Raw genomic sequence first — 21,593 nt, forward strand, 5'->3', positions numbered from 1 at the left:
TACCAGAAAGGTCGACCTATGAGCCGCCCAGCCAACCCACGAATTCTCGTCACTGGCATTCCGAGCCATTTGACCCGCCTTATCCAGCGCGCGGACAAGGCGCAGGTTTATTATTCGGAAAAGCAGCGGGATTCGGAATCCAAGGATAATTTTATCCAGGAACTGAAGAACATCAGCAACACGGGTAATTATCTGATTGGAGAGGGCGCCATGACCGCCCTTCTGCCATCTGCAAAACATGTTCCGTTCTGGCATCTTTATAACTGCATCAATAACGGGACTGGTCTCGAAGAGATCAACAAGGAATTCGACATCTGCGTCTTTACCTGCGCCAATCTTTTGCGCAAGGGCCTGTCGGCTGATGCAGAAGCTCTGGTCCTATCCAAGCTGGACATGCCGGTGGTGATGCTCGGTATCGGCATTCAGAATCGTCCGGACATTGAAGGTGAAGACGGTCTGCCAGCAGGCACGAAGAAGCTTCTGGAAGTCCTGAAATCCCGTGAGCATTATTTCCTCACGCGTGGCGAGAATGCCGCTGGTTATCTGCGCGATCAGGGCTTTTCCTATGTTCGCCCGGTTGGCTGTCCGTCGCTCTATTTCCGTCCCGACAATATGCGCAAGGCAATCAGCCGCTTGCCGGATGTGAAGGTGGGCGAGGGTCGCACCGTCTTCACCGGCTATATGGGTGCGGAACTGGAAACCATCGGAGACATGAATGCACTTAGCTCCGATGATGGTCGTTCGGCCTATGTCGTGCAGGATGAGCTTTTGCATTTCGACATGCAGCTTGAGCCGGACGCCAATGGCCGCGCCTACGATTCGACCACAGGCGAACTGGTCGGCCCGCTCACCTATAAGGGCTCCGGCGATCTCAAGAAGAAGATCAGCGTTCACGCTTTTCTCGACACCAATCAGTGGCGTGCCTGGTGCTCGACCATGGATTTCTCCTTCGGTCGCCGTTTCCACGGCAATGTCATTTCCATGCAGGCTGGCGTGCCGAGCCTGATGGTGGCTGTCGATGATCGCATGCGCGAAATGCTGAATTTCTCCGGCCTGCCGAAGATCGACGCCCGCGATCTCAACGCCGCCAACGACCGGCGCGCATTCGTGAGCGATCATATTGCGGCGATGAACATCCCCGACGTGATCGAAAAATATTCGGACCGCGAACGCAACTTCCGAAGCGCCCTTTCAGAAATCGGCATTGGATAGCTCCCAATCCACGAGCCGTTTTATAACTCCAGCGAAGATGGATCATCATGCGCATAATGATTACCGGCATTCCGTCATATTTGATGCGGACCGTCGAAAGTGTTTCCGGGGCGAGCGTGAAGCATCGCCCCTATTTCGAACCTATCCGCACGAAGAAGGATGTGATCGATCAGGTCAAGAAGATTGCCAATACAGGTAATTATCTTATCGGTGAGGGCGCAGCCAACGCCGTGCGCGGCCACGACGTGACCTATGTTCCGTTCTGGCATCTCGCCAACAGCCTCAATTCACCGGACACCTATGCAAAGCTCAATGAGAGCTTTGATCTTTGCCTGTTCGCCTCGGCGAATCTCTTGCGCCCGGGCTATGCGGCAACGACCGAATCCTTCGTCTTTGAAAAGCTGAACATGCCGATTGTCGTCATGGGTATCGGTATTCAGAAGAAGGAAAATCTGAAGGAAGAGCTGCCGGAAGGCACGCGCCGCTTCCTTGAAATTCTGCGCCGCAAGGAAAGCTTCTTTCTGACCCGTGGCCATTTCACGGCGGAATTCCTGAAGGATGCGGGCATGAAATATGTCCGTCCGACCGGCTGTCCATCGCTTTATTATGCACCGGACCAGATGAAACGCTCGCTGAGCCGTCTGGCTGATCCAAGCCTTGCGGACGCGCAGAAAATCTCTTTCGGCGGCTATCTCGGCAGCGTTGCTGATACGATTGTGGACGCGCATGCGCTGCTCGAAAAGGACAGTGTCGCAAGCTATGTCCTTCAGGACGAAGTGATCGTCTACAACATGAACATGGCGGGTGAAGACCACTCCGAAGCCTATGATCAGGCGGCAAGCCGCATCACGGCGCCTGTCGAATACAAGCATATGGAAAAATGGCAGCGCAAGAATGAGCTGCTGGTGTTCTTCGATACGCACAAATGGCGCAGCTGGATTTCCAGTCAGGATTTCGGCTTGAGCCGCCGCTTCCACGGCACGATCATCGGCATGCAGTCCGGCATTCCGGGGCTGATGATCGCCGTCGATGACCGAATGCGCGAAATGCTGGGTTTTGTCGGTTTTCCGCATATTGATGCCAGCGTGTGGAACCGTGAACCGCAGAAAAAGGCTTACCTGCGCGACTTCCTTTCGAAGATCGATGTGCCCGCCGCCATCAATCGTTATTCGGAATGCGAAGCCAATTTCAACGGCGCGCTGAAGGATATCGGTATCCGATGAAACTGACGGTCAGGAGCACCGGGGGCAGCGAACGGGCAATTGCAGCGCTTTTGGGTGCTGCCCTGCTCGGCGTCATGCCGAACGGCGCTCTGGCCGATACGCGTTTCGGCGTCAACCGGGTTAATATGGCCTGGTTGCCCGCCGCAGAGCGCGAACAGATCTTCGACCAGATGGTGAAGAACGGTGTGGTCGCCGTGCGGCTTTCGCTGACGCGGCCCATCGACCAGAGCATCGATGCGGTGCGGCTTGCGCACGAGAAGAAGCTCGCAATTCTGCTGGAAGTTTCGCTGAACAATGTGGACTTCTATCCGGAAGGCACGAAGCCGCGTTCAGGGCGAGGCCGTATCTGGGATATGTACCGGCTATCGGATATTGATCCGAAACGGTTTCAGACAGCGATTGGTGATGCGTTGCAGAAAATCGACGCGCTTGGCGTGAAGCTGATCGGTGTCGAGACCGGCAACGAAATCAACTGGGGCGCCTATAATGGCGATCTGGCCATTCTGCCGAAGGAAAAAACAAAGACCGCTCGCTCGCTGAGCGAAATGGAAGAACTGCCCCTCGTGGAGAAGGGCGCGGAGAAATATGTCGAACTGCTGCGCGTCGTTCGTACCGAACTGGCGAAAACCAGACACAATGCGGGCGCAAAGGTGGTTTCAGCGGGACTTTCGGATATCCCCTTTGCCGATGCAGATCGGCGCGGGATCGATACGATCGATCCGACGACGTTCACCGATCTTCTGAAAAAGCACGGCCTCGATACGGTGGCCGATGGCTACGGGATTCACATTTATCCCGGCAGCAGCGGAACGCGGGCCGCGCGCGCTAAGCATGTCGATAAGGCGCTTTCCTTCTGCGGCGGTGCCGATGGAAAGCCGTGCTGGATCACGGAATGGGGCTTTGCCAACAAATCCAAGGCCTGCCCGGCAGATGACAATAACCGCCAGCAACTGGTCGAGAAAGCGCGGGAACGCTTTCGCCAGATGATGGATAGCGGCCAGATCGCGGCTGCCTATTATTTCGATTGGGATGAGGGAACTTACGGCGTCTGGCGCTGCGGGGCTCTGACCCCTGCAGGTCAGGCCGCAACGGTGACGAAATGAAACTCAAGACTGTAATCATTGGCGGTTCCAACACGGTCATGCTGCCCGGCTATCTGCCGACCCTGCTTTCAACCATGGCGCGACGCGGGGTGGAGTTGGATATCGTTGCCGATCTGGCGGTCGGCGGTACGACGAGCGCGCTCGGTCTTTATCAGCTGAAGATTTTCGAGCAACTGGAAGACTGCGAATTGCTGCTGATCGAATATGCGATCAACGACGCTTTCGTCTATGGCGACGAGCGCAGGCCCTTCCGTCACTGGGCGCGGTTCTATGAAGGGATTATCCGCTACGCATTGGAGCGCAATCCGAACCTGCGTATCGCAACGCTCGTCTTCGGTGCGCGCAACGGGTCTTTCCTCAATTCGGTTCCGTCTATCGATGCGGGCATCAATTACATCTCGCAATGGTATGGCACGATCTGCGCCGATGTCTCGCGCATGCTGATGCAGCAATATGGTCGTGATGCCGTGACCAACCCGTCTTTCTATCTCGATCAGGGGCATTATTCGCGGCCCATCGCCACCACCATTGTCGCCAACCTGATTGCTGATGTGCTCGAACCGGCGCTCTCCGCGCCCCATCGCCCGAAGGCGCTTCCTTTTGCAATCGATCCCGACCACTTTGCCAATGCACGTGCCTTAAGTGGCGAGCAGCTATGCAAGCGGCTGGGACGGGTTCCGGTGGAATATAGCAACCGCCGCTTTTCCATTTCCGCCCTGAACCTCGGCAATGAGCGTATGCGCTTTGAAGTGGACAACGGCCAGTTGCTGGCGGTCGGCTATGTCTGCGATCCACGCATTCCGCCGCTCGACGTCAGGATCGGCGACGAGGTGCACCGCGCAGCGATGATGAAGGGTGGTGTGCGCGACGGAACGTACAAGTTTCTCGTCTCCATGCTGAGCTTCGAATTTCTCTACGGCACCAATCTTCTCGACGCGCGGGGCAATGTCGCGTTGACGCTTTCCGGTGCGGATAGCGATGTCGAACACAAGCTGCATGTGCCGAAGGATAGCGTTCGTCAGGATGAACTGCCAGCCGAGCCGGTTCTGCCGATCACCGGCATATTGTTTTCCGGCAATCTGAAAGTCATGTCGCTGGAGAAAAAGACCGAGGTTCGCGAGGTCGTCGCGGAAGCGGCGCAATAAGCGCTATTCCACGAAAATCTTCACGCTTGCCGCGCGGCCTGCGGCGTCGATCACGGTCAGGGTCGAGTAGCCCGTGCCGTCCGGTTGCCATGTGGCGGTGCGGCGGCGTTCCGGCTCTGCCACGGGCTTGCCGTTGGCGAGCCAGCGAAACGGTGCGCGCCCGCCCTGCAATTTCAGCACCAGCGGCGATGCGGTTTCAGTCAGTGCTTTCAACTCCACATGCGCGCCATCGGGCGGAAAAATGATGCGCGGTGCGGGTTCGGTTGCGGCTTTCAGCACAGGGAGCGGATCGCTCGCCGACGAAAACCGTGTCTGCGTAACAGGCAAATCGGCACGGGCCGTGCGGAATGTTCCGGCTGGCGCGCGCGGCAATGGCACGGAAACCACGCCCGACTTGACGAAAGCATCGAACAAAATTGGCGCGGCGGATGCATAACCGGCAAGACCCGGCACCGAACCGCCATCAGCACGCCCGACCCAGACACCCAGCACATAACGCCCGTCATAGCCGACCGACCATGCATCGCGATAACCATAGGATGTGCCGGTCTTGTAAGCGAGGCCACGTCGGGGTGCCCCTTGAGGAGGCACGACACCGGCCAGAATATCGCCGATCTGCCATGAGGCCTGTTCGGTGAGAATAGGGCCGGACGGTTGCGTCGGCTCCGCCGTTTCGGTTCCGTCGCGCAAGGCGGCTCCACGTCCGCCATTGGCGAGCCCGGTATAAAGCTGCACAAGATCGCGCAGGCTGATCCCGGCGCCGCCAAGCCCGATGGCGAGACCGGGTGGTTCGTTCTTAGGCAGTTGCAGGCTGACACCCGCCAGCCGAAACCGCGTGGTCAACCGGGCAGGACCGATAGCGTCCAGCAGGCTGACGGTCGGGACGTTCAGCGACATTTGCAGCGCCTGCCGGATACTGACATCGCCCTGATAGCTCATGTCGAAATTGCGCGGACGGTAACCAGCAAAGTCCTGCGGGCGGTCTTCAATGATGGTTTCCTGCGCAATCATGCCCTGTTCGAAGGCAAGCCCATAGATGAATGGCTTGAGCGTCGATCCAGGCGAACGCACGGCGCGCGTCATGTCGATCCAGCCTTGCCGTCTGCCATCGAAATAATCCGCGGACCCGACTTCGCCGAGAATATTGCCGTTGCGGCTATCGGCCAGCACCATGGCCACGGACACTTTGGGTCCAAGTTTTGATGCCGCCTCGCGGGCCGATGCTTCAAGACCCAGTTGGACGGATTTCTTCAGCGTCAGTGTGTGGCGGGCTTCTGTCGGCGCTTTCTTGAGCGCCAGATCGGCAAAGTGTGCGGCGAGGGCAGGCAGAGCATGACGGGTGGCGGAGATCGCCTCGCGCTTGCCGCGTTCGGCTTCATCGGTGGTCAGAACATCGGCCTGAACCATTCGCGTCAACACGCGATCACGCGCCATGCGTGCGGTGCTGGCGGCGCGGTCCGGACGACGACGTTCCGGCAATTGCGGCAGCGCGACAAGCATTGCGGCTTCGGATGTGGTGAGCCGCAGCGGTTCCTTGCCGAAATAGGCAAGTGATGCCGAGCGCACGCCTTCCAGATTGCCGCCATAGGGGGCAAGTGTCAGATAACGCTCCAATATCTGGTCCTTGCTCAAACGGCGCTCGATTTGCATGGCGCGGGCAAGCTGGCGGAATTTGGAGCCGAAGCTGCGGCTTTCGCGTGGTTCGATCAGCCGGGCCAACTGCATGGAGAGGGTGGAGCCGCCGGACACGATGCGTTGGTTGCCTGCAAGCTGCACCGCCGCGCGCGCCAAGGCCCATAGATCGATACCGCTATGATCGTAAAAGCGCTTGTCCTCATAAGCGATCAGCATTTTTACGAATTTCGGATCGACATCTTCAATGCGTGTATTGAGCCGCCAATAGCCATCCGGCGTCGCATAGGCGCGCAACAGTTCGCCGTCACGATCCATGACTTCGGTGGAGATGGTCAGGCGTTCAGGCAAAGGGGGTGGAAAAGCGCGGTCAAGCCAGTCAAGGCCGACCGTCGCAACGGCGGCGATGCCGAGAAGTGCGGCACTGCCAATTGCTATTTTCCAACGCCGTTTCATATCTTATCCGAAAGCCCTACGGCGCAGTGACCTCCATCATGCCAGTCGCCGTGCGCGCAGCATATTGCGGACGGTACATGTCCTCGACGGTCGCCGCCGGATGGGTGTAAAGCCCTGGCGTCACAGCACGCACGACATAGGCGAGAACAATCTGCTTTTTCTCACCTGCCGAGCGGTCAAACGCAGCGACGAAGCGATCATCGCGGAATTCGAGATGCGCGGCCTGCGTGCTTTCGAGCCATGGGAAGTTGCCGAGATCGGCACTCGAAACGAGGCCCGGATTGTCGAGTTCCAGACCGGCTGGCAGAAGATCGGTGACCAGCAGGCGCGACTGCCATTGTTGCAGATCGTCGATCTTCAACACCACGACGAAACGCTCGTTCTGGTTGATGCTGGTGATGTTGGCTTCCTGTCCATCGAGCGTGTAATAGGCCCGCTCGATGTTGAAGCCTTCGCCACCGGCAGGCAGCGATTGCGCGGGCGGCGCAACGGCTGTTACCACCGCGTCCACTGTATCACTGCCCCTGTTTGTCAGAACAAGCGGTTCAGCTTCCAGCGCGTTGCCATTGACGCGTTCGGAGAAAGCGCCTTCATGGGCCGTGCCGTTGATATCGAGATTGATCGATGCATTGTTCTCCTTGAGACCACGGGCTGCGAGCAGCATCCACGCCTGATCCTGCGTGCTGAGATATTTCGCCTGGTCGCGTTCGTAACCAACCAGCGTGACAAGCGAAGGCAGCACTTTCGGCGCAGGCTTGCTTTCGGCGGCCAGCGCCAGCATGGCCGCGCCATCACGCAGCCGCGAACCATAATCGGAGCGATTATAGTCAAATGCCGTATTGGTGCTTGCCCGGTCGAGAGCGACGTTGAACACCCGGTCCGAACGCTGCTGGTCGCCATAAAGCGCCAGACCCGCAGCCAGTTGGGCAATCGCCATCGGGCTTGCAAAATTGTCGAGCTGCGTATCCGCGTAATAACGCAGATCGCCGACCGAAGCCTTCTTGTTGCGCGCCAGCACATAGAGCGAGTAGGCGATTTCGTTGCCTTTTTCCTTGGCGTCGGTCGTATAGCCGAGCGCATTTTGCAGGTTCGACAGCGACGAGAGCAGGGCTTCCTGCGGAACCACATAGCCCTTCTCGCGGGCACGGGTGAGGAAGTCGGTGACATAGGCGTCAAGCCACAGGTCGCCGGAACCCGGTCCCCACAGGCCGAACGAACCGGACGAAGACTGATAGCTCAGCACGCGATAGATAGCGTCCTGCACGCGCTTCTTGAGTTCATCCTGGTCGCCAAGGCCAGCACTTGCTTCGGAGCCTGCCGCCATTTCACTCAAGTAAAGCAGGGGCAGGGCGCGGCTTGTCGTCTGCTCGGCGCAACCATATGGATAGCGGTCGAGCGCCATCAGAAGCGACGGCACGTCGAACGCCGCGCTGCGGGTGACACCAACGCTGACATAAGCGCCGTCGAGCAGGCTTTCGGAAAGCAAGCCGCCATCGATCTTGAGACTGCCACCATTGGCCGGAAGGCTGACCACCTGACGTGTCGTGACTGGCAGATCCACGGGGCGCACCGGCAGCGAAAGCTTCTGTTCGATGGCCAGTCCGGCATCATTGGCAAGGCGTATCGTAATATTGCCCTGTCCGGTCTTCTGCGCGTTGAGCGGCACAGCGACGGATTGGCGTTTGCCACCGGCCAGCGCAAGCGTGTCGGGATAAGAGCCGATTTCCGTGCCGAGATTGTCGCTCGTTTCGACGCTAAGACGGTAATTTCCATCGGGCGCGTCCGTATTGGCGATATCGAGGCGCAGTGTCGCCTGATCTCCCGGCGCCATGAAGCGCGGCAGACCAGCCGTAATGACCACCGGATCGCGCACGATCACATCGCTGGAAGCGTGGCCCACGGCCTTGGCTGTCCAAGCTACGGCCATGACGCGGACGGTGCCGTTGAATTGCGGAATATCGAAATCAATGGTTGCCTTGCCATCGCTATCCAGCTCGACCGGGCCGGAGAAAAGCGCGACCAGCTTTTCAGTCGGCGGGCTGCCTTCAGCTGCCATGTTGCCGCCGTCGCCGCCGGTGCGCAGCTTGCCGGTGGTGCCCAGCGAACCATCGATAAGGCGTCCATACATATCGCGCAGTTCAAGACCGAGCTGGCGCTGGCCGAAGAACCAGTTGTCTGGATTAGGCGGCTGATAGCGTGTCAGGTTCAGAATGCCGACATCGACAGCGGCGACCATGACATAGGCCTGCTCGCCGCCTGCATTTTCCACAGAAACGGGAACCGAGAGCGTGCCGCGCGGAGTGGCTTTCTCCGGTGGCGTCAGCTTGACGGCCAGTTGCTTGTCGGCAGGATCAACCTTCAGCCATTTGAGGCCAATAGCACGGGCGGGCATGCGGCTTTCCTGCGCGCTGCCCGGACGGAACAGCGTTGCAGTGACGTAAGCGCCAGCGCCCCAGTCTTCGCCGACTGGAATGTCGATGGTTGCACCATCCGCCGAAACACTTTCGCTGATGGTCGTCAGCAGCTTTTCTGCGCCGATGGTGATCAGCAGTTCACCGGCAAAACGTGGGCTGACCTTCAGCTTGGCGGTTTCACCGGCTGCATAATGATCCTTGTCGAGCGCGATTTCGAGGCCGTCGGGCGTTTCCGTCGAGGTTGCGGCCACATACCAGCCCGCGTCGAATTCGTAGCTTGAAGCCGGACCCGAAGCATCGCCAGTCTCGATTTCAAGGCGATAGCGGCCCCAATCGACCGGCTGGGTGATGCTGGCTTCAGCATCGGCCTTGAGGTCGATCTTGCCGGTTGCAACCGACTTGGTGAATGTGACCGGCTCGTAGTTCCAGCTATTGCCGCTGCGATACCACTGGTAATTGCGCTCGACCTTAACCAGCGACCAGACCGCACCGTCGAGGTTGGTGCGGTTGCCCTTGGCGTCGGAAGCGATGAAGCTGAATTTTGCGGTGCCGCCTTGCGGTACTTCATCGCCGGAAAAATCCGGCCGGATGCCGATCATCGATCCTTGCGGCCGAACGGCAAGGTCAAGCTTGCGTTCCACAGCACGACCGCCGCTTTCGCGCATGCGAACGGTGACGGCTGCATTGATCAGACGGGTGGTGGATGGCAGGTCATCAATCACGACCGGGAATGTCGCCTTGCCATCGTCGCCAACCTTGGGCAGTTGGTCGAGTGGCAGACGGGTAGCTTCGCCCTGACCTTCATCGGCCAGACCGAAATAATAGCCCTTGAAACGGTCCCAGTCGCGCTTGGTCGAAAGCGTGACTTCGCCTTCCAGCGCCAGACCGGCTGCGGGCGCACCATAAAGGAAGCGTCCATCGACAGTCACATTGGCAGCTTCGCCGCTCGCAATTTCCGGCTTGTCCGATGTCAGGTCGAACTCGATGCGGTCTGGCACGAAATCTTCAACCAGGAACATCTGCGATGCGACCGCCGGTTGCTTGGGGTCGGTGTAGATATTCAGGTTCCATGTACCACGCATGGCATTGGCGGGCAGTGTCAGGTCGACGGAATGTCCACCAGCCTTGCTGCTGTCCGAGACGAGGCGGCGGTCTTCCACGCCGTCTGGGCGCGTGAAGATGAAGGTCAGCGGCAGATTGTCCACGGCGAGCGACGCATCGTCCCGGGCAAGGGCAGCGGCATGAACCACTTCGCCTGCACGATAGATGCCGCGTTCGGTCCAGGCATAGACGTCGAGCGCCTTGGGCGCTGCACGACCGGTGACGCCGCGATCCGAGAGGTCGAAGCCAGCACGCGCCATATCGAGGAAGACGAAATCGTCTTCGCCCTGATTGGCCATCATGACGGCGGGAACCATGCCGCCGGAGCCGCGGGTGAGACCGGCGGTAAAGGTGGCGCGACCATCGCTATCGGTTGTCGCTTCACCCAGCACTTCATTGTTGCGGGCCAGCAGCGTCAGCTTGACGCCGGAAAGGGGCTCAGCCGTTTCAAGTGATCGCGCGAAGACATTGATGCCATCCTGACCGGTATAGGTCGAAAGGCCGATATCCGATACGACGAACCATTGCGTCGCCTTGGTGTCATAGCTTTCACCGCTTGCCTTGATCGGTTCTGCCGTTAGCACATAAACGCCCGGCTTGCGCTGCGGCAGTGCTTCATCGATGGGGAAACTGGTGGTGGCTTCCTTGTTCAGCTCGCCGCCAGTCGTTTCGATCTCACCCTCCCAGACGGGCGCGCCCATCTGGTCGGAAACCGTGCTGACATCATAGCCGTCGAGCTGACGCAGAAACTGATAACCAGACAGAAGCTGCGCCAAGGAGCGGTCGCCGATGCGATAGAGCTTTACCTTGGCCGCATCCATATTCACGCTGACCAGCGGAATGCCACGACGCGCCTTGGCAGGCAACACAAAGCTGTCGCCAGTAAAGCGTACCGAGGGCGCGCGGTCCTGCACATAGACAGACAGGGTTACCGGCGCTGGCAGCGTTTCGCCAATGGCGGCAGGCAAGCCGGCGCGGAACGTCACGCTATAGGTGCGGCCGTGTTCCAGACCTTCGACACAAATCTGGCGATCCTTGGCTTCAATCGCCTTGGGCGCAGCGCTATCCAGCGTCACGAAGCTGGAGTAATCGGCACCGCTCTTGACCAGTTCTTCGGAAAACTGGGCGCAGATACGCGGCGATGCATTGTCATTATCGACACTGTGGTCAACAATGCGGAAACCCTTGCGAGCCTTGAGGTCTTCATAGGCGGCGCGAACGGAGGCTGAATTGACGAGATTGAGGCTCGCATCATAAGCCTGAAGGGCAGGGCGGGACAGTTCGCGACGGTCAAGCGCCTGCGCCATCGCGTTCAGCGCGTCGGCGCGCGCGGCCTTGCTGCGCGAGGTCTGATAGCCGTTCCAGGCTGCTGAAGTGGCGTCGCGTTTGAACTTGGCCGTCTCTTCGCTGTTGGAAGGCTCGGTCGCCAAAGTGGCGAGAGCAAGCCCGGTCCAGAGCGCGCTGTCGTCAGGAGCAGCACCCGCTGCGGCTGCAAACTTTTCCATCGCCGTGCGCGGGTCGCTGTTGGCGAGCGCCGTGGCTGCATCGGCCTTCAGGGTGCTGAGGCCCTCGCTGCTGTCGGCAGCCAGGATAGAGGTGCGGAAACGGCGCGCTTCGTCGACAAGATTGTCAGCGAAGAAGGTGATGGCCGGTGGGGCACCAATGTCAGCTTTGGCGGTGTCCTTGGCCGCGCCCGATACAACCTTACCCGCAATGGAACCGACAGAGGGATTGAGCTTGTTGAAATCCGTCTTGAGGAAGCACCACTTCACCTTCGGATTATAGGTGAAGGCACGGCAGGCATTGTCACCGAGGCAGGTGCTCTTGCACTGGTCCAGCGTGAGGTTCTTCTGGGTGCGCAGGTCGAAGCCGAAATAATCGCTATCTTCAGTTATCTCGATACGGCGCGTTTCAGCGGCGTTCGAAGGCGCAGGCGCAATCGCAAGCCCTGCGGTCAAACCGGTGATTGCAGCCAGCGTCAGGAAAATCTGTGCCGATAGCGCACGCCCGAGTTGCCGTTTGAAACCGTTAAGCATCTGCCTCTCCTTGCGATTTCATGCCCGACCAATGTCCCCTGGAAGAGCGGAAAGAATCCGCGTCATGTGAAGCTTGCGCACAACCCAGAGTCAAGCTGCTTCGCTAATATATACAATGTTCTATTATCATCACTCGCAATTATGACGGCTGTTCTGCGGCGTGCAAATTGAATGAGACGTGTCGCGATTGAGACTGAGCATTGCTCCCATCGCCGTTACGTTTTCACTTCTGACATCTTCGTTTGTTGTCCAACCTGGAGGAGGTAGACATGAGCAGGAACCGTGGCGTCGTCTATATGCGACCCGGAAAAGTCGAAGTCCGTGATATCGAAGACCCGGTGCTGTCTGCACCTGATGGGAGGAAACTCGGTCACGGTGTCATTCTCAAAGTCATCTCGACCAATATATGCGGGTCGGACCAGCATATGGTGCGCGGTCGCACGACGGCGATGCCCGGACTTGTGCTTGGTCATGAGATTACCGGCGAGATCATCGAAAAGGGCGCAGATGTCGAGATGCTTGATGTCGGCGATATCGTATCCGTGCCGTTCAATGTTGCCTGTGGTCGCTGCCGTTGCTGCAAGGAGCAGGACACAGGCGTCTGCCTGACCGTCAATCCGTCACGCGCTGGCGGCGCCTATGGCTACGTCGATATGGGTGGCTGGATCGGCGGGCAGGCCCGCTATGTCATGGTGCCTTACGCCGATTTCAATCTGCTGAAATTCCCGGATCGCGACCGGGCGATGGAGAAAATTCGCGATCTGACCATGTTGTCGGATATTCTGCCAACGGGCTTTCACGGCGCGGTCAAGGCGGGTGTCGGTGTCGGTTCGGTGGTCTATGTGGCCGGTGCCGGACCTGTCGGGCTGGCGGCGGCGGCTTCCGCGCGCATTCTTGGCGCTGCCGTCGTGATGGTCGGAGACTTCAACAAGGAACGTCTGGAACATGCCCGCAAGGTCGGGTTCGAGCCGATCGACCTTTCCGCCAGCGACCGTCTGGGCGACATGATTGCGGAAGTCACCGGCAGCAACGAGGTTGACAGCGCCATTGACGCGGTGGGCTTCGAAGCCAGAGGCCATAGCGGTGGTGAGCAGCCTGCCATCGTGCTGAACCAGATGATGGAAATCACCCGTCCCGCCGGGTCCGTTGGTATTCCGGGACTTTACGTGACGGAAGATCCGGGCGCGGTGGACGGCGCGGCCAAACAGGGAAGCCTGTCGCTTCGTTTCGGGCTTGGCTGGGCCAAGGCGCAATCGTTCCACACCGGGCAGACGCCGGTGTTGAAATATAACCGGCAACTGATGCAGGCGATCCTGCACGGGCGTTTGAATATTGCCGAAATCGTCAATGCGGAAGTCATTTCGCTTGAAGATGCGGCAGCCGGTTATGAAAGCTTCGATCAGGGTGTGGCGAAAAAGTTCGTCTTGGATCCGCACGGTTTGCTCGGCAAAGCCGCGTAATCCTGCGAAACACAGAAGCGCTGCGCCCCCGCGTGGCGCTTCTGTTGTCGCCTATTCCCCGCAGCTACGTTAAATAAGTGACAGTAGCGACGATGCGGAGATTCCAACTTGACCGATATTCGCCTCAAACGGATCTACGAAGCGCCATCACCTGATGATGGCTACCGGGTTCTGGTTGATCGTGTCTGGCCGCGCGGCATGACCAAGGAGAAGGCCGCCATCGATCTCTGGGCAAAAGATGTTGCTCCATCTACAGACCTTCGCAAATGGTTCGATCATGATCCCGCGAAGTGGGAAGAGTTTCAAAAACGCTATCACCGCGAGTTGCAAAATAAAATGCCGGATCTCACAGCACTGGTTGCCAAGGCCGGTGATGCGCCGCTGACTTTACTCTATGGCGCGAAGGACGAGGAACACAATCAGGCCGTCGTGCTGCATGAATTCTTGCAGACTATCTGAGGCCGAGTTTTGGAACTTTAGAACGACAGCGCAATCAGATCGCTGCGAATTTGATCGCCATTGCCTTGCGACAGGTTCTTTTCGATTTCCGCATGCGTGGAGGTCCAGATGGGGACAGCGGCAGCCAGTGCCGCTTTGCCTTCCGGTGTCAGTTGCAGCAGGCGCTCACGCCGGTCAGCGGGATTGACCAGTATTTCCACCCAGCCCTGCCTTTGCAGCGGCTTTAAAGCGGCGGTGAGGGTGGTCTGATCCATTGCCAGCAATTCGGCAACCGGCTTCATTGGCGGCGGCGAGGGCCGATTGAGCGACATCATCAGGGAGAATTGCCCATTCGTCATGCCAGCCGGACGAAGTGCTTCGTCAAAACGCCGTGCAAGCGCGCGGGCCGCGCGCTGAACATGCAGACAAAGGCAGGTGTCTCTGACCAATAGGGTTGTTTCAAAAGGAACTTCGGCAGCGTTTGACATGATCCATTAATATTGATATCAATGTAAATCGTCAAGCTAATATCCTATAAAAACTGGGCGTTTTACCATCCGGGGGCGGAGGAGGACTTGCATCATGAATGAAGTCGTATCCCGCGAAGTCTGGCTGGAGGCGCGGCGCGCGCTTTTGGCCAGAGAAAAGGAAGCGACGCATCTTCGCGATCGCGTCAATCAGGAAAGACAGGCGCTGCCCTGGGTCAAGGTGGAGAAAGACTATGTCTTCGACACCCCGACAGGACGCCGAACGCTGGCAGAGCTTTTTGACGGACGCAGCCAGCTGGTCGTCTATCACTTCATGTTCGGGCCGGAATGGGAGCAGGGCTGCGTCGGCTGTTCATTCCTGGCCGACAATCTCGACGGCGCGCTGCCCCATCTCAACAATCACGATGTCACGCTCATTGCCGTTTCGCGTGGGCCGCTTGCGAAGCTTGAAGACTACAAGCGCCGCATGGGCTGGCACTTTCCATGGGTGTCGTCCTATGGCGGTGATTTCAACTTCGATTTCCATGTATCGTTCGACAAGGCCGAGATCGAAGAAGGGCGCGTCTTCTACAATTTCGACAAGCTGCCGCCGGAACAGGCGCATGATGAACTGCCCGGTATGAGCGCCTTCATCAAGGCCGACGACGGCACGATCTACCATACCTATTCCAGCTATGCGCGCGGCATTGAGGAGTGGATCAGCACACTCATGATCCTCGACCGCGCACCCAAAGGACGCAACGAAGACAGCACCATGCATTTCGTGAGGCGCCACGATGAATATGCCGCGCCTGCAGCAAACCACAGCTGCTGCAGTTGAACGCCAAAATCAAATTCTGGGAGGAATGACAATGAATAACAGAGCATCACCGTTCGTCTGGTACGAACTGATGACTGAAGATGCCGCCGAGGCCGCAAATTTTTACGGCAAGGTCGTCGGCTGGAACACGAAAGACTCAGGTGTTCCCGGCGTGAACTACACGCTGTTTGAAGCACCGGGTTGTGCGGTTGCCGGTATGATGGCGCTTTCCGATATGCCGAGCGAAAATTGTGACACAAAGCCCGGCTGGCTTGGCTATATCGGCGTGGCCGACGTAGACGCCATGTCCGAGAAGGTCACAGCCGCAGGCGGCAAAATCCTGCAACCGGCTCATGATATCCCAAGCGTCGGGCGATTTGCTGTCGTGGCAGACCCTCAAGGCTCGGTCTTTGCGCTGTTCGAGCCGAAAGACCCGCCGGAGCCTCCGGCTGATTTCGGTTCGCGCAAGGTGGGCCATCCGAGCTGGCATGAGCTTTATGCCAAGAATGGCGAAGAAGCCTTTGGTTTCTATGAGAAAGTGTTTGGCTGGAAGCTGGCGCGCGACTTCGATATGGGCGCAATGGGCAAATATAAGATCTTTAGCGTAAACGGAGCAGATGCGGGCGGCATCATGACCGCACCGCCGAATGTGCCAAATGGCTGGGGCTTTTATTTCATGGTGGATGGAACGAACGCTGCTGCCGAACGTGTGAAATCGCTGGGCGGTACAGTAACATTCGGGCCAACAGAAGTGCCGAATGGCGAGTGGATCATCCAGTGTCTTGACCCGAAGGGCGTGGCCTTCTCGCTGGTTTCAGCGACGCAATAAAAGGTATGCGCGAAAGCGCATGAAACTTCTAAATCCATGGGCGGCTTCTGGTTTTACGTCAGAAGTCGTCTTCGTGATGATAGTGACGCAGATAGGCGAACGCTGTTCCCACCAGGATCGGCAGAAGCAAAATGCCCGTCCAAAATATGATGTTGCTCATTTTCTCCCTCCCTGTTGCCCTCAAACCGAAACAAGAGCCTGAGACAGTATGCGGGCACTTCGAACAACGTGGAAAGCGGACATTTGTTCCAGCCACGGCTGTCGTTGCGTAAAGCTATTGCCATTATGCCTGCGTTTGAGTAGAAGTGCGAATACATCAAGAGTTGGGGAGACGCCCAACGCCAACCTGCCGCTCCGGGCAAGGTGGTACTCCCTGAAAAAGGAGGATGTGGCCAAACCGGCAACTATGCGGATAAAGCCACTCGCGTCGACCTGACAGAACGAGGGACCGACGCGATCATGCCGATAAAAATTCCTGACGATCTGCCAGCAACCAGTGTTCTCCAGGCCGAGGGCGTTATGGTCATGCGCGAGGCGGATGCCGTGCGTCAGGACATTCGGCCCTTGCGCATCGGCCTGCTCAATCTCATGCCCAACAAGGCGACCACGGAAACGCAGATCGCCCGCCTTTTAGGCGCGACACCGCTTCAGGTGGAACTGACGCTCGTGCGCATTACCAATCACGTCGCGCGCCACACCTCCGCCGATCACATGCTCTCCTTCTATCGCCCATGGGAAGATGTGCGTGACGAACGCTTCGATGGCTTCGTAATCACCGGTGCGCCTGTGGAACGGTTGAACTTCGAAGAAGTGACCTATTGGGATGAATTGCAGCGCGTTTTCGACTGGACGCAGACCCATGTGCATCGTTCTTTGAACATCTGCTGGTCGGCGCAGGCCGCCGTCCATCATTTCCATGGTATGGGCAAGTATGAACTTCCGGCCAAGGCCTCCGGTGTCTACAGCCAGCAGAACCTTGCCCCGGCCTCGCCCTATCTGCGCGGATTTTCGGACGATTTCACCATTCCGGTTTCGCGCTGGACGGAAGTGCGCAAGGAAGACATTCCGCAGGATAGCGGCCTGAATGTTCTCGTCGATAGCGCTGAATCCGGCCTTTGTCTGCTGGAAGACCCACGCCATCGGGCGCTGCACATGTTCAACCACGTCGAATATGACACGACTTCGCTGGCAGATGAGTATTTCCGCGATATTCAGGCTGAGCCTGAAACCAAGGTGCCCGCAAATTATTTCCCGGACGACGACGCGACCCGCCCGCCGCAAAACCGCTGGCGTGGCCACGCGCATCTGCTGTTCGGCAACTGGATCAATGAAATTTACCAGTCGACGCCGTACGATCTGGAAAATATCGGCAAGAAGTGACTGCCGCTGAATAAACAAAACCCCGGAATGGAAATTCCGGGGTTTTGTTTGGGATGAAGCACTATCAGCTGCCGACCCGTTCCAACCAGCGATGCCATTCTGCTTCGGAGCCATGGAAAACATTGAGATCGATCTTGTTGCTCACGCCCTGAGACAGGCCCGATCCAGAATATTGCCAGAACAGCCATGGACGGCCCGGATAGACCTTCGATGGGTGTTGTGCCACAGCGCGCAACCAGAACGGATAGTTGGTGAACGCGCCTTTCAGATTGTCATCGTAGAAATCCGGTGCGGTATAGATGACCGGGCGCTTGCCGTAATGGCGCTCCAGCTTGTCCATGAAGACCTGCATCTTTTCACGCACCTGTTGCGGCGACGGGCGGCGGCGGCATGCGGAATCGCCATTCCATTCCACGTCGATCACCGGCGGCAGTGCGTCGGGGTCTTTCGGCACGTTGCGGATGAACCAGTCAGCCTGTTCGCTGGCGACACGGCACCAATAGAAGAAGTGATAAGCGCCGCGCTTAATGCCGGCGGCCTTGGCCTCGCGCCAGTTCTTGCGGAACATCGGGTCGAGATGATCACCGCCGTCTGTGGCCTTGATATAGGCGAAGTTCGCGCCTTGCGTGCGCAGCTTCGGCCAGTCGATATCACCCTGCCAGCGCGACACGTCTACGCCATGCACGGCGAGTTTGCGCGGCGATGCACGGCCAAAATTGATCGGCTTCGCATCGCGGAAGCGATGGCTGTAGATTCTGGAGCGATCTTGTGCCGTGCGCGCTTGCGGTTCCAGACGCACTGCCGGATAGGCCGCCACCTGCGGTGCAGGCATGCGCGGTGCTTCGGTTTGCGGCACGGGTGTAGGTATCTGCGCGACGGGGCGCTCCTGCAATGGCCCGCGCGGTTGCGGCACAACCGGCGCAGGCGGCTGCACCTTGAACTGTCCGCCGTCTGGAACAGGTCCGGCCCAGGCAAGCACCTCTTCTTGCGGGGGGAGTGGCTGCGCGCGTGGCGCGCTTGCTGTTTCGGTTACGGCTGCGGGCGGAACCGGCCTCACAACAGAACTGGTCATCTCCGCCGAGGGTTTCGGCTGGAGCATGATGCTGTCGATGCCGGAACTCGATGTGCAGCCCGTCAGGGCGGCGCAAGCGAGCGCAATGGCAGACACGACCAAAGAACGCGAAGGCGAAGAACGCATGGGCACCCGTACTCAGAACAAATGGGCTGCAACGCTCTCCCGAGTCATTGCTCAGGTCAGATTACCGGCAAAAACTGAATCCAAAGTTTACGAAAGTGCTAACGCACGCGGTTCAAATTGAGCTTTCGAGGATTTTTATCAGCGCTGTTGCAGATTTCTCCAGAGAAGCTTCTTCAAAGCCTGAGAAACCGAGGATAAGTCCCTGTCTTGGTTGGAAAAAGCCATAGAGTGGCGACAGAGGCTGAACCTTTATACCACTGTCGGCGAGTTTACTTGCAAGCATCACATCGTTTTGCGCGTCTGAAAGCGCCAGCAATAGCGTCAGCCCGGCGGGGGGCGCTTCAATGCTGAAAAGCGACGGTTCACCGGGGGATAGTGCCGCAATAAGCTTGTTACGACGCGCCGCGTAGAGACGGCGCATCCTCCTGATGTGCTGGGCGAAGGCGCCGGTTTCGATGAATTGCGCCAGCGCCGGTTGCGCAAGCAGCGACGGTGGCGGCAAAAGCTCGCGCCGGAGGGTGCGAAACTTTTCCGTCAAATATAGAGGCACGATCAGGAAGCCGAGCCGCAAGACGGGTGAAAATACCTTCGAGAAACTGCCGATATAAAGAATGCGGTCGCGGTCGAGCGACATAAGGGCCGGAAGCGGCTGACCGATATAGCGATGCTCGCTGTCATAGTCGTCTTCGATGATGAATGCGTCGCTTTCGCGCGCCCAGGCAATGAGATCGAGCCGTCGCGCCAGCGGCATGGTTACACCCGTCGGATGATGGCGGGCCGGTGTTACAAAAGCCGCACGTGCCTGCATCGCGCTTTGTCGCCCGGCGGCCACATCAAGACCGTTGTCATCGACCGGCACGGAAACAACATCGATTCCCTGACCGCCGAGAATGTTACGGGCAGGCGAATAGCCGGGCTCCTCCATCCAGATTTTGTCGCCTGGTTCGAAGATGGCTGCCCGGAGAAGCGAAAATGCGTCGGTACTGCCGCCGGTAATCAGAATTTGCCCTGCATCCACCGCCATGCCGCGCCATTCATGCAGATGGCGGGCAAGCGCGACACGCAGCGGAAAATAGCCGAATGGATCGTTGCCGTTCAGCAGGTTGGTGTCAGGCTTGCGCCAGATGCGCCCAAGCAATTTGCCCCATTCCGCATGTGGAAAGTGATCGCTGTCGAATACACCTTGCTGAAAGGGCTGCGGTGTAAGTGTTGCCTTGGTGGTCGTCTTCGCTGTCGGGGCGCTGCCCGTTGGCCCGGTTTTCAACGTTACATCCGGCAATTGAGCGGCAATGCGCGTCCCTGAACCGTGCCTGCCTTCCAGATAACCTTCCGCGATCAGCTGGTCATAGGCCGAAAGTGCTGTGGCGCGCGAGACGCCCAGTTCTTCCGCAAAAGCGCGGGTCGAGGGAAGGCGACTTTCAGGCTTCAGCCTTCCGGTCAGAACGGCCTGCCTTATCTGTTCTGCAAGCTGAACGGCGAGAGGCGTAGCGCTCGTACGGTCAATCCCGAATTCCGGTATCGATGCGATAAGTGGCATGGCTCAGTATCTTATAAGTGGTTATTTTCAACATACCACTATGGCGGCATTTTGCATGCATTGAAAATGCAAATGCAAACAGGACCGACCAGCATGACGAATGCCCCAACAGAAAGAACCAGAGTGAAGCGCCTGCATGATCGCGGCCGCTATGATGCGGACAGTGTTCACGCGATCATTGATGCTCAGCCGCTCGCCCATGTAGCCTATGTTTTCAACGGCGCGCCCTATGTGTCGCCGACGCTCGTATGGCGGGAAGGCAATTTCATTTACTGGCACGGATCCTCGGCAAGCCGCATGCTGGAAGCTTGCGAGGAGGCGGAAGTCTGCGTCAGCTTCGCAACATTGGACGGGTTGGTGCTGGCGCGTTCTGCCTTTCACCATTCCTGCAATTATCGTTCCGTGATGGCTTTCGGCACGGCGAAGAAAATTACCGATGTTGTGGCGAAGGAGCGACATTTGCGCAACTTCGTGAATGGGCTTTTTCCTGATCGCTGGGAAGGGCTACGCCCGATGATGGCCAAGGAGCTGAAGGCGACCATGCTGCTGGAACTGGAACTGAATGAAGCGTCAGCGAAAGTCCGCTCCGGTCCACCCAAGGATGACGAGCGGGATTATGCGCTACCGATCTGGGCGGGCGTCATTCCGGTGACGACACATCTGGGCGAACCGATTGACGATGAGCGTCTGTTGCCGGGCGTAAAAGCGCCCCAAAATGTGCTGCAATTCGGCTATCTGGCGGATGCGGCGGAATAAGTCGCCGGATCTCTAACAGGGCTTATGCAGTCTTGGAGTGTATAACGGCAAATTGGTCGAGCGTCTGGGCCTGATCGGCACGGTGTTTGACGCTTTCGATCTGCTTCATGAGTTCGGCGATCTTCTCAGGCTGGGAGACGCCGCACTCATAAATCTGGATGATTTCACGGACCAGCTCGTCCTTCAAAGGCGAGGTGATCGGGCAGCAGCCGATGGCTGCGCAGGACTGAATATAGGCCTGTTGCAACCTTGCCAGTTCGTCGGCCTTGAAACGTCCGAAGTAATAATCCCTCGAAAATGGCATTTCCATGCATTCCGCAATGTGACCGGTGGGGGCTTGCCACCGCAAGTCTGTGTTCGAAAACTTTCCAGTTTGCTAAAGCTCA

General features: G+C 58.2%; 16 protein-coding genes and 1 riboswitch. Of the genes, 10 read left to right on the forward strand and 6 right to left on the reverse strand.

The genetic code is table 11. The features are described 5' to 3' along the window. The first annotated feature begins 18 nt into the window (after window positions 1-18). From FIC94_RS01980 to FIC94_RS01995, 4 genes are read left to right on the forward strand one after another with little or no spacing between them, the layout of a single operon-like run. Complete coding sequence (locus FIC94_RS01980; RefSeq protein WP_109367441.1) at window positions 19-1,212, forward strand: polysaccharide pyruvyl transferase family protein; 1,194 nt, start codon at window positions 19-21, stop codon at window positions 1,210-1,212. Between the two features lie 47 nt (window positions 1,213-1,259). Then, window positions 1,260-2,435, forward strand: a complete 1,176-nt coding sequence (locus tag FIC94_RS01985; RefSeq protein ID WP_109367440.1) for a polysaccharide pyruvyl transferase family protein — start codon at window positions 1,260-1,262, stop codon at window positions 2,433-2,435. Then, entirely contained in the window at window positions 2,432-3,538 is a 1,107-nt protein-coding gene (locus tag FIC94_RS01990; protein WP_235891935.1) for a glycosyl hydrolase, read from the forward strand. Before FIC94_RS01985 ends, FIC94_RS01990 begins: the two co-directional genes overlap by 4 nt. After that, entirely contained in the window at window positions 3,535-4,683 is a 1,149-nt protein-coding gene (locus FIC94_RS01995) for an SGNH/GDSL hydrolase family protein (RefSeq protein ID WP_140023746.1), read from the forward strand. The genes FIC94_RS01990 and FIC94_RS01995 overlap by 4 nt, the downstream gene beginning before the upstream one ends. A gap of 3 nt (window positions 4,684-4,686) precedes the next feature. Here the strand turns inward: FIC94_RS01995 and pbpC are convergent, their stop codons facing one another. Both pbpC and FIC94_RS02005 read right to left on the reverse strand, forming a co-directional pair. Next, window positions 4,687-6,771 (reverse strand): penicillin-binding protein 1C, encoded by a 2,085-nt coding sequence (gene pbpC / locus FIC94_RS02000; protein WP_140023747.1) that lies wholly within the window; start codon window positions 6,769-6,771, stop codon window positions 4,687-4,689. 16 nt (window positions 6,772-6,787) lie between these two features. Beyond that, entirely contained in the window at window positions 6,788-12,322 is a 5,535-nt protein-coding gene (locus tag FIC94_RS02005) for an alpha-2-macroglobulin family protein (RefSeq protein WP_140023748.1), read from the reverse strand. A gap of 269 nt (window positions 12,323-12,591) precedes the next feature. On the opposite strand from FIC94_RS02005, the gene fdhA reads away from it, so the two are divergent. Next, entirely contained in the window at window positions 12,592-13,782 is a 1,191-nt protein-coding gene (fdhA, locus tag FIC94_RS02010) for a formaldehyde dehydrogenase, glutathione-independent (protein WP_109367436.1), read from the forward strand. A gap of 108 nt (window positions 13,783-13,890) precedes the next feature. After that, a complete protein-coding gene (locus FIC94_RS02015; RefSeq protein ID WP_140023749.1) occupies window positions 13,891-14,241 on the forward strand; it encodes a DUF488 domain-containing protein in 351 nt (116 codons plus the stop codon). Between the two features lie 17 nt (window positions 14,242-14,258). On the opposite strand, the gene FIC94_RS02020 is transcribed toward FIC94_RS02015, so the two are convergent. Then, window positions 14,259-14,708 (reverse strand): MarR family winged helix-turn-helix transcriptional regulator, encoded by a 450-nt coding sequence (locus FIC94_RS02020; protein WP_140023750.1) that lies wholly within the window; start codon window positions 14,706-14,708, stop codon window positions 14,259-14,261. Window positions 14,709-14,799: 91 nt separating this feature from the next. Here FIC94_RS02020 and FIC94_RS02025 point away from each other — a divergent pair, with 91 nt between their 5' ends. The 3 genes from FIC94_RS02025 to metA all read left to right on the forward strand — a co-directional run bounded on the left by FIC94_RS02025 (window position 14,800) and on the right by metA (window position 17,716). Further along, window positions 14,800-15,528 (forward strand): DUF899 domain-containing protein, encoded by a 729-nt coding sequence (locus tag FIC94_RS02025; RefSeq protein ID WP_180917898.1) that lies wholly within the window; start codon window positions 14,800-14,802, stop codon window positions 15,526-15,528. A 31-nt stretch (window positions 15,529-15,559) separates the two neighbouring features. Next, complete coding sequence (locus FIC94_RS02030; RefSeq protein ID WP_140023751.1) at window positions 15,560-16,336, forward strand: VOC family protein; 777 nt, start codon at window positions 15,560-15,562, stop codon at window positions 16,334-16,336. Between the two features lie 308 nt (window positions 16,337-16,644). Continuing rightward, window positions 16,645-16,754: riboswitch (SAM-I-IV-variant riboswitch) on the forward strand. A 41-nt stretch (window positions 16,755-16,795) separates the two neighbouring features. After that, window positions 16,796-17,716 (forward strand): homoserine O-acetyltransferase MetA, encoded by a 921-nt coding sequence (metA, locus tag FIC94_RS02035; protein ID WP_109367994.1) that lies wholly within the window; start codon window positions 16,796-16,798, stop codon window positions 17,714-17,716. Window positions 17,717-17,780: 64 nt separating this feature from the next. On the opposite strand, the gene FIC94_RS02040 is transcribed toward metA, so the two are convergent. Both FIC94_RS02040 and pdxR read right to left on the reverse strand, forming a co-directional pair. Beyond that, window positions 17,781-18,914, reverse strand: a complete 1,134-nt coding sequence (locus FIC94_RS02040) for a glycoside hydrolase family 25 protein (RefSeq protein WP_140023752.1) — start codon at window positions 18,912-18,914, stop codon at window positions 17,781-17,783. A 112-nt stretch (window positions 18,915-19,026) separates the two neighbouring features. After that, window positions 19,027-20,451 (reverse strand): MocR-like pyridoxine biosynthesis transcription factor PdxR, encoded by a 1,425-nt coding sequence (pdxR, locus tag FIC94_RS02045; RefSeq protein ID WP_140023753.1) that lies wholly within the window; start codon window positions 20,449-20,451, stop codon window positions 19,027-19,029. A 93-nt stretch (window positions 20,452-20,544) separates the two neighbouring features. Here pdxR and FIC94_RS02050 point away from each other — a divergent pair, with 93 nt between their 5' ends. Further along, on the forward strand, window positions 20,545-21,207 hold the full coding sequence (locus tag FIC94_RS02050) for a pyridoxamine 5'-phosphate oxidase family protein (protein ID WP_140023754.1): 663 nt from the start codon (window positions 20,545-20,547) through the stop codon (window positions 21,205-21,207). A 22-nt stretch (window positions 21,208-21,229) separates the two neighbouring features. Here the strand turns inward: FIC94_RS02050 and FIC94_RS02055 are convergent, their stop codons facing one another. Then, window positions 21,230-21,511, reverse strand: coding sequence for a hypothetical protein (locus FIC94_RS02055; RefSeq protein WP_109367992.1), 282 nt, complete (start codon window positions 21,509-21,511; stop codon window positions 21,230-21,232). Between the last annotated feature and the right edge of the window lie 82 nt (window positions 21,512-21,593).

The organism is Ochrobactrum teleogrylli (assembly GCF_006376685.1).
GTDB classification, from domain to species: domain Bacteria; phylum Pseudomonadota; class Alphaproteobacteria; order Rhizobiales; family Rhizobiaceae; genus Brucella; species Brucella teleogrylli.

Coding starts and splice junctions, on each gene's coding strand:
- FIC94_RS01980 (WP_109367441.1), top strand. CDS start 19: ATGAGCCGCCCAGCCAACCCACGAATTCTCGTCACTGGCATTCCGAGC.
- FIC94_RS01985 (WP_109367440.1), top strand. CDS start 1,260: ATGCGCATAATGATTACCGGCATTCCGTCATATTTGATGCGGACCGTC.
- FIC94_RS01990 (WP_235891935.1), top strand. CDS start 2,432: ATGAAACTGACGGTCAGGAGCACCGGGGGCAGCGAACGGGCAATTGCA.
- FIC94_RS01995 (WP_140023746.1), top strand. CDS start 3,535: ATGAAACTCAAGACTGTAATCATTGGCGGTTCCAACACGGTCATGCTG.
- pbpC (WP_140023747.1), bottom strand. CDS start 6,771: ATGAAACGGCGTTGGAAAATAGCAATTGGCAGTGCCGCACTTCTCGGC.
- FIC94_RS02005 (WP_140023748.1), bottom strand. CDS start 12,322: ATGCTTAACGGTTTCAAACGGCAACTCGGGCGTGCGCTATCGGCACAG.
- fdhA (WP_109367436.1), top strand. CDS start 12,592: ATGAGCAGGAACCGTGGCGTCGTCTATATGCGACCCGGAAAAGTCGAA.
- FIC94_RS02020 (WP_140023750.1), bottom strand. CDS start 14,708: ATGTCAAACGCTGCCGAAGTTCCTTTTGAAACAACCCTATTGGTCAGA.
- FIC94_RS02030 (WP_140023751.1), top strand. CDS start 15,560: ATGAATAACAGAGCATCACCGTTCGTCTGGTACGAACTGATGACTGAA.
- metA (WP_109367994.1), top strand. CDS start 16,796: ATGCCGATAAAAATTCCTGACGATCTGCCAGCAACCAGTGTTCTCCAG.
- FIC94_RS02040 (WP_140023752.1), bottom strand. CDS start 18,914: ATGCGTTCTTCGCCTTCGCGTTCTTTGGTCGTGTCTGCCATTGCGCTC.
- pdxR (WP_140023753.1), bottom strand. CDS start 20,451: ATGCCACTTATCGCATCGATACCGGAATTCGGGATTGACCGTACGAGC.
- FIC94_RS02050 (WP_140023754.1), top strand. CDS start 20,545: ATGACGAATGCCCCAACAGAAAGAACCAGAGTGAAGCGCCTGCATGAT.
- FIC94_RS02055 (WP_109367992.1), bottom strand. CDS start 21,511: ATGCCATTTTCGAGGGATTATTACTTCGGACGTTTCAAGGCCGACGAA.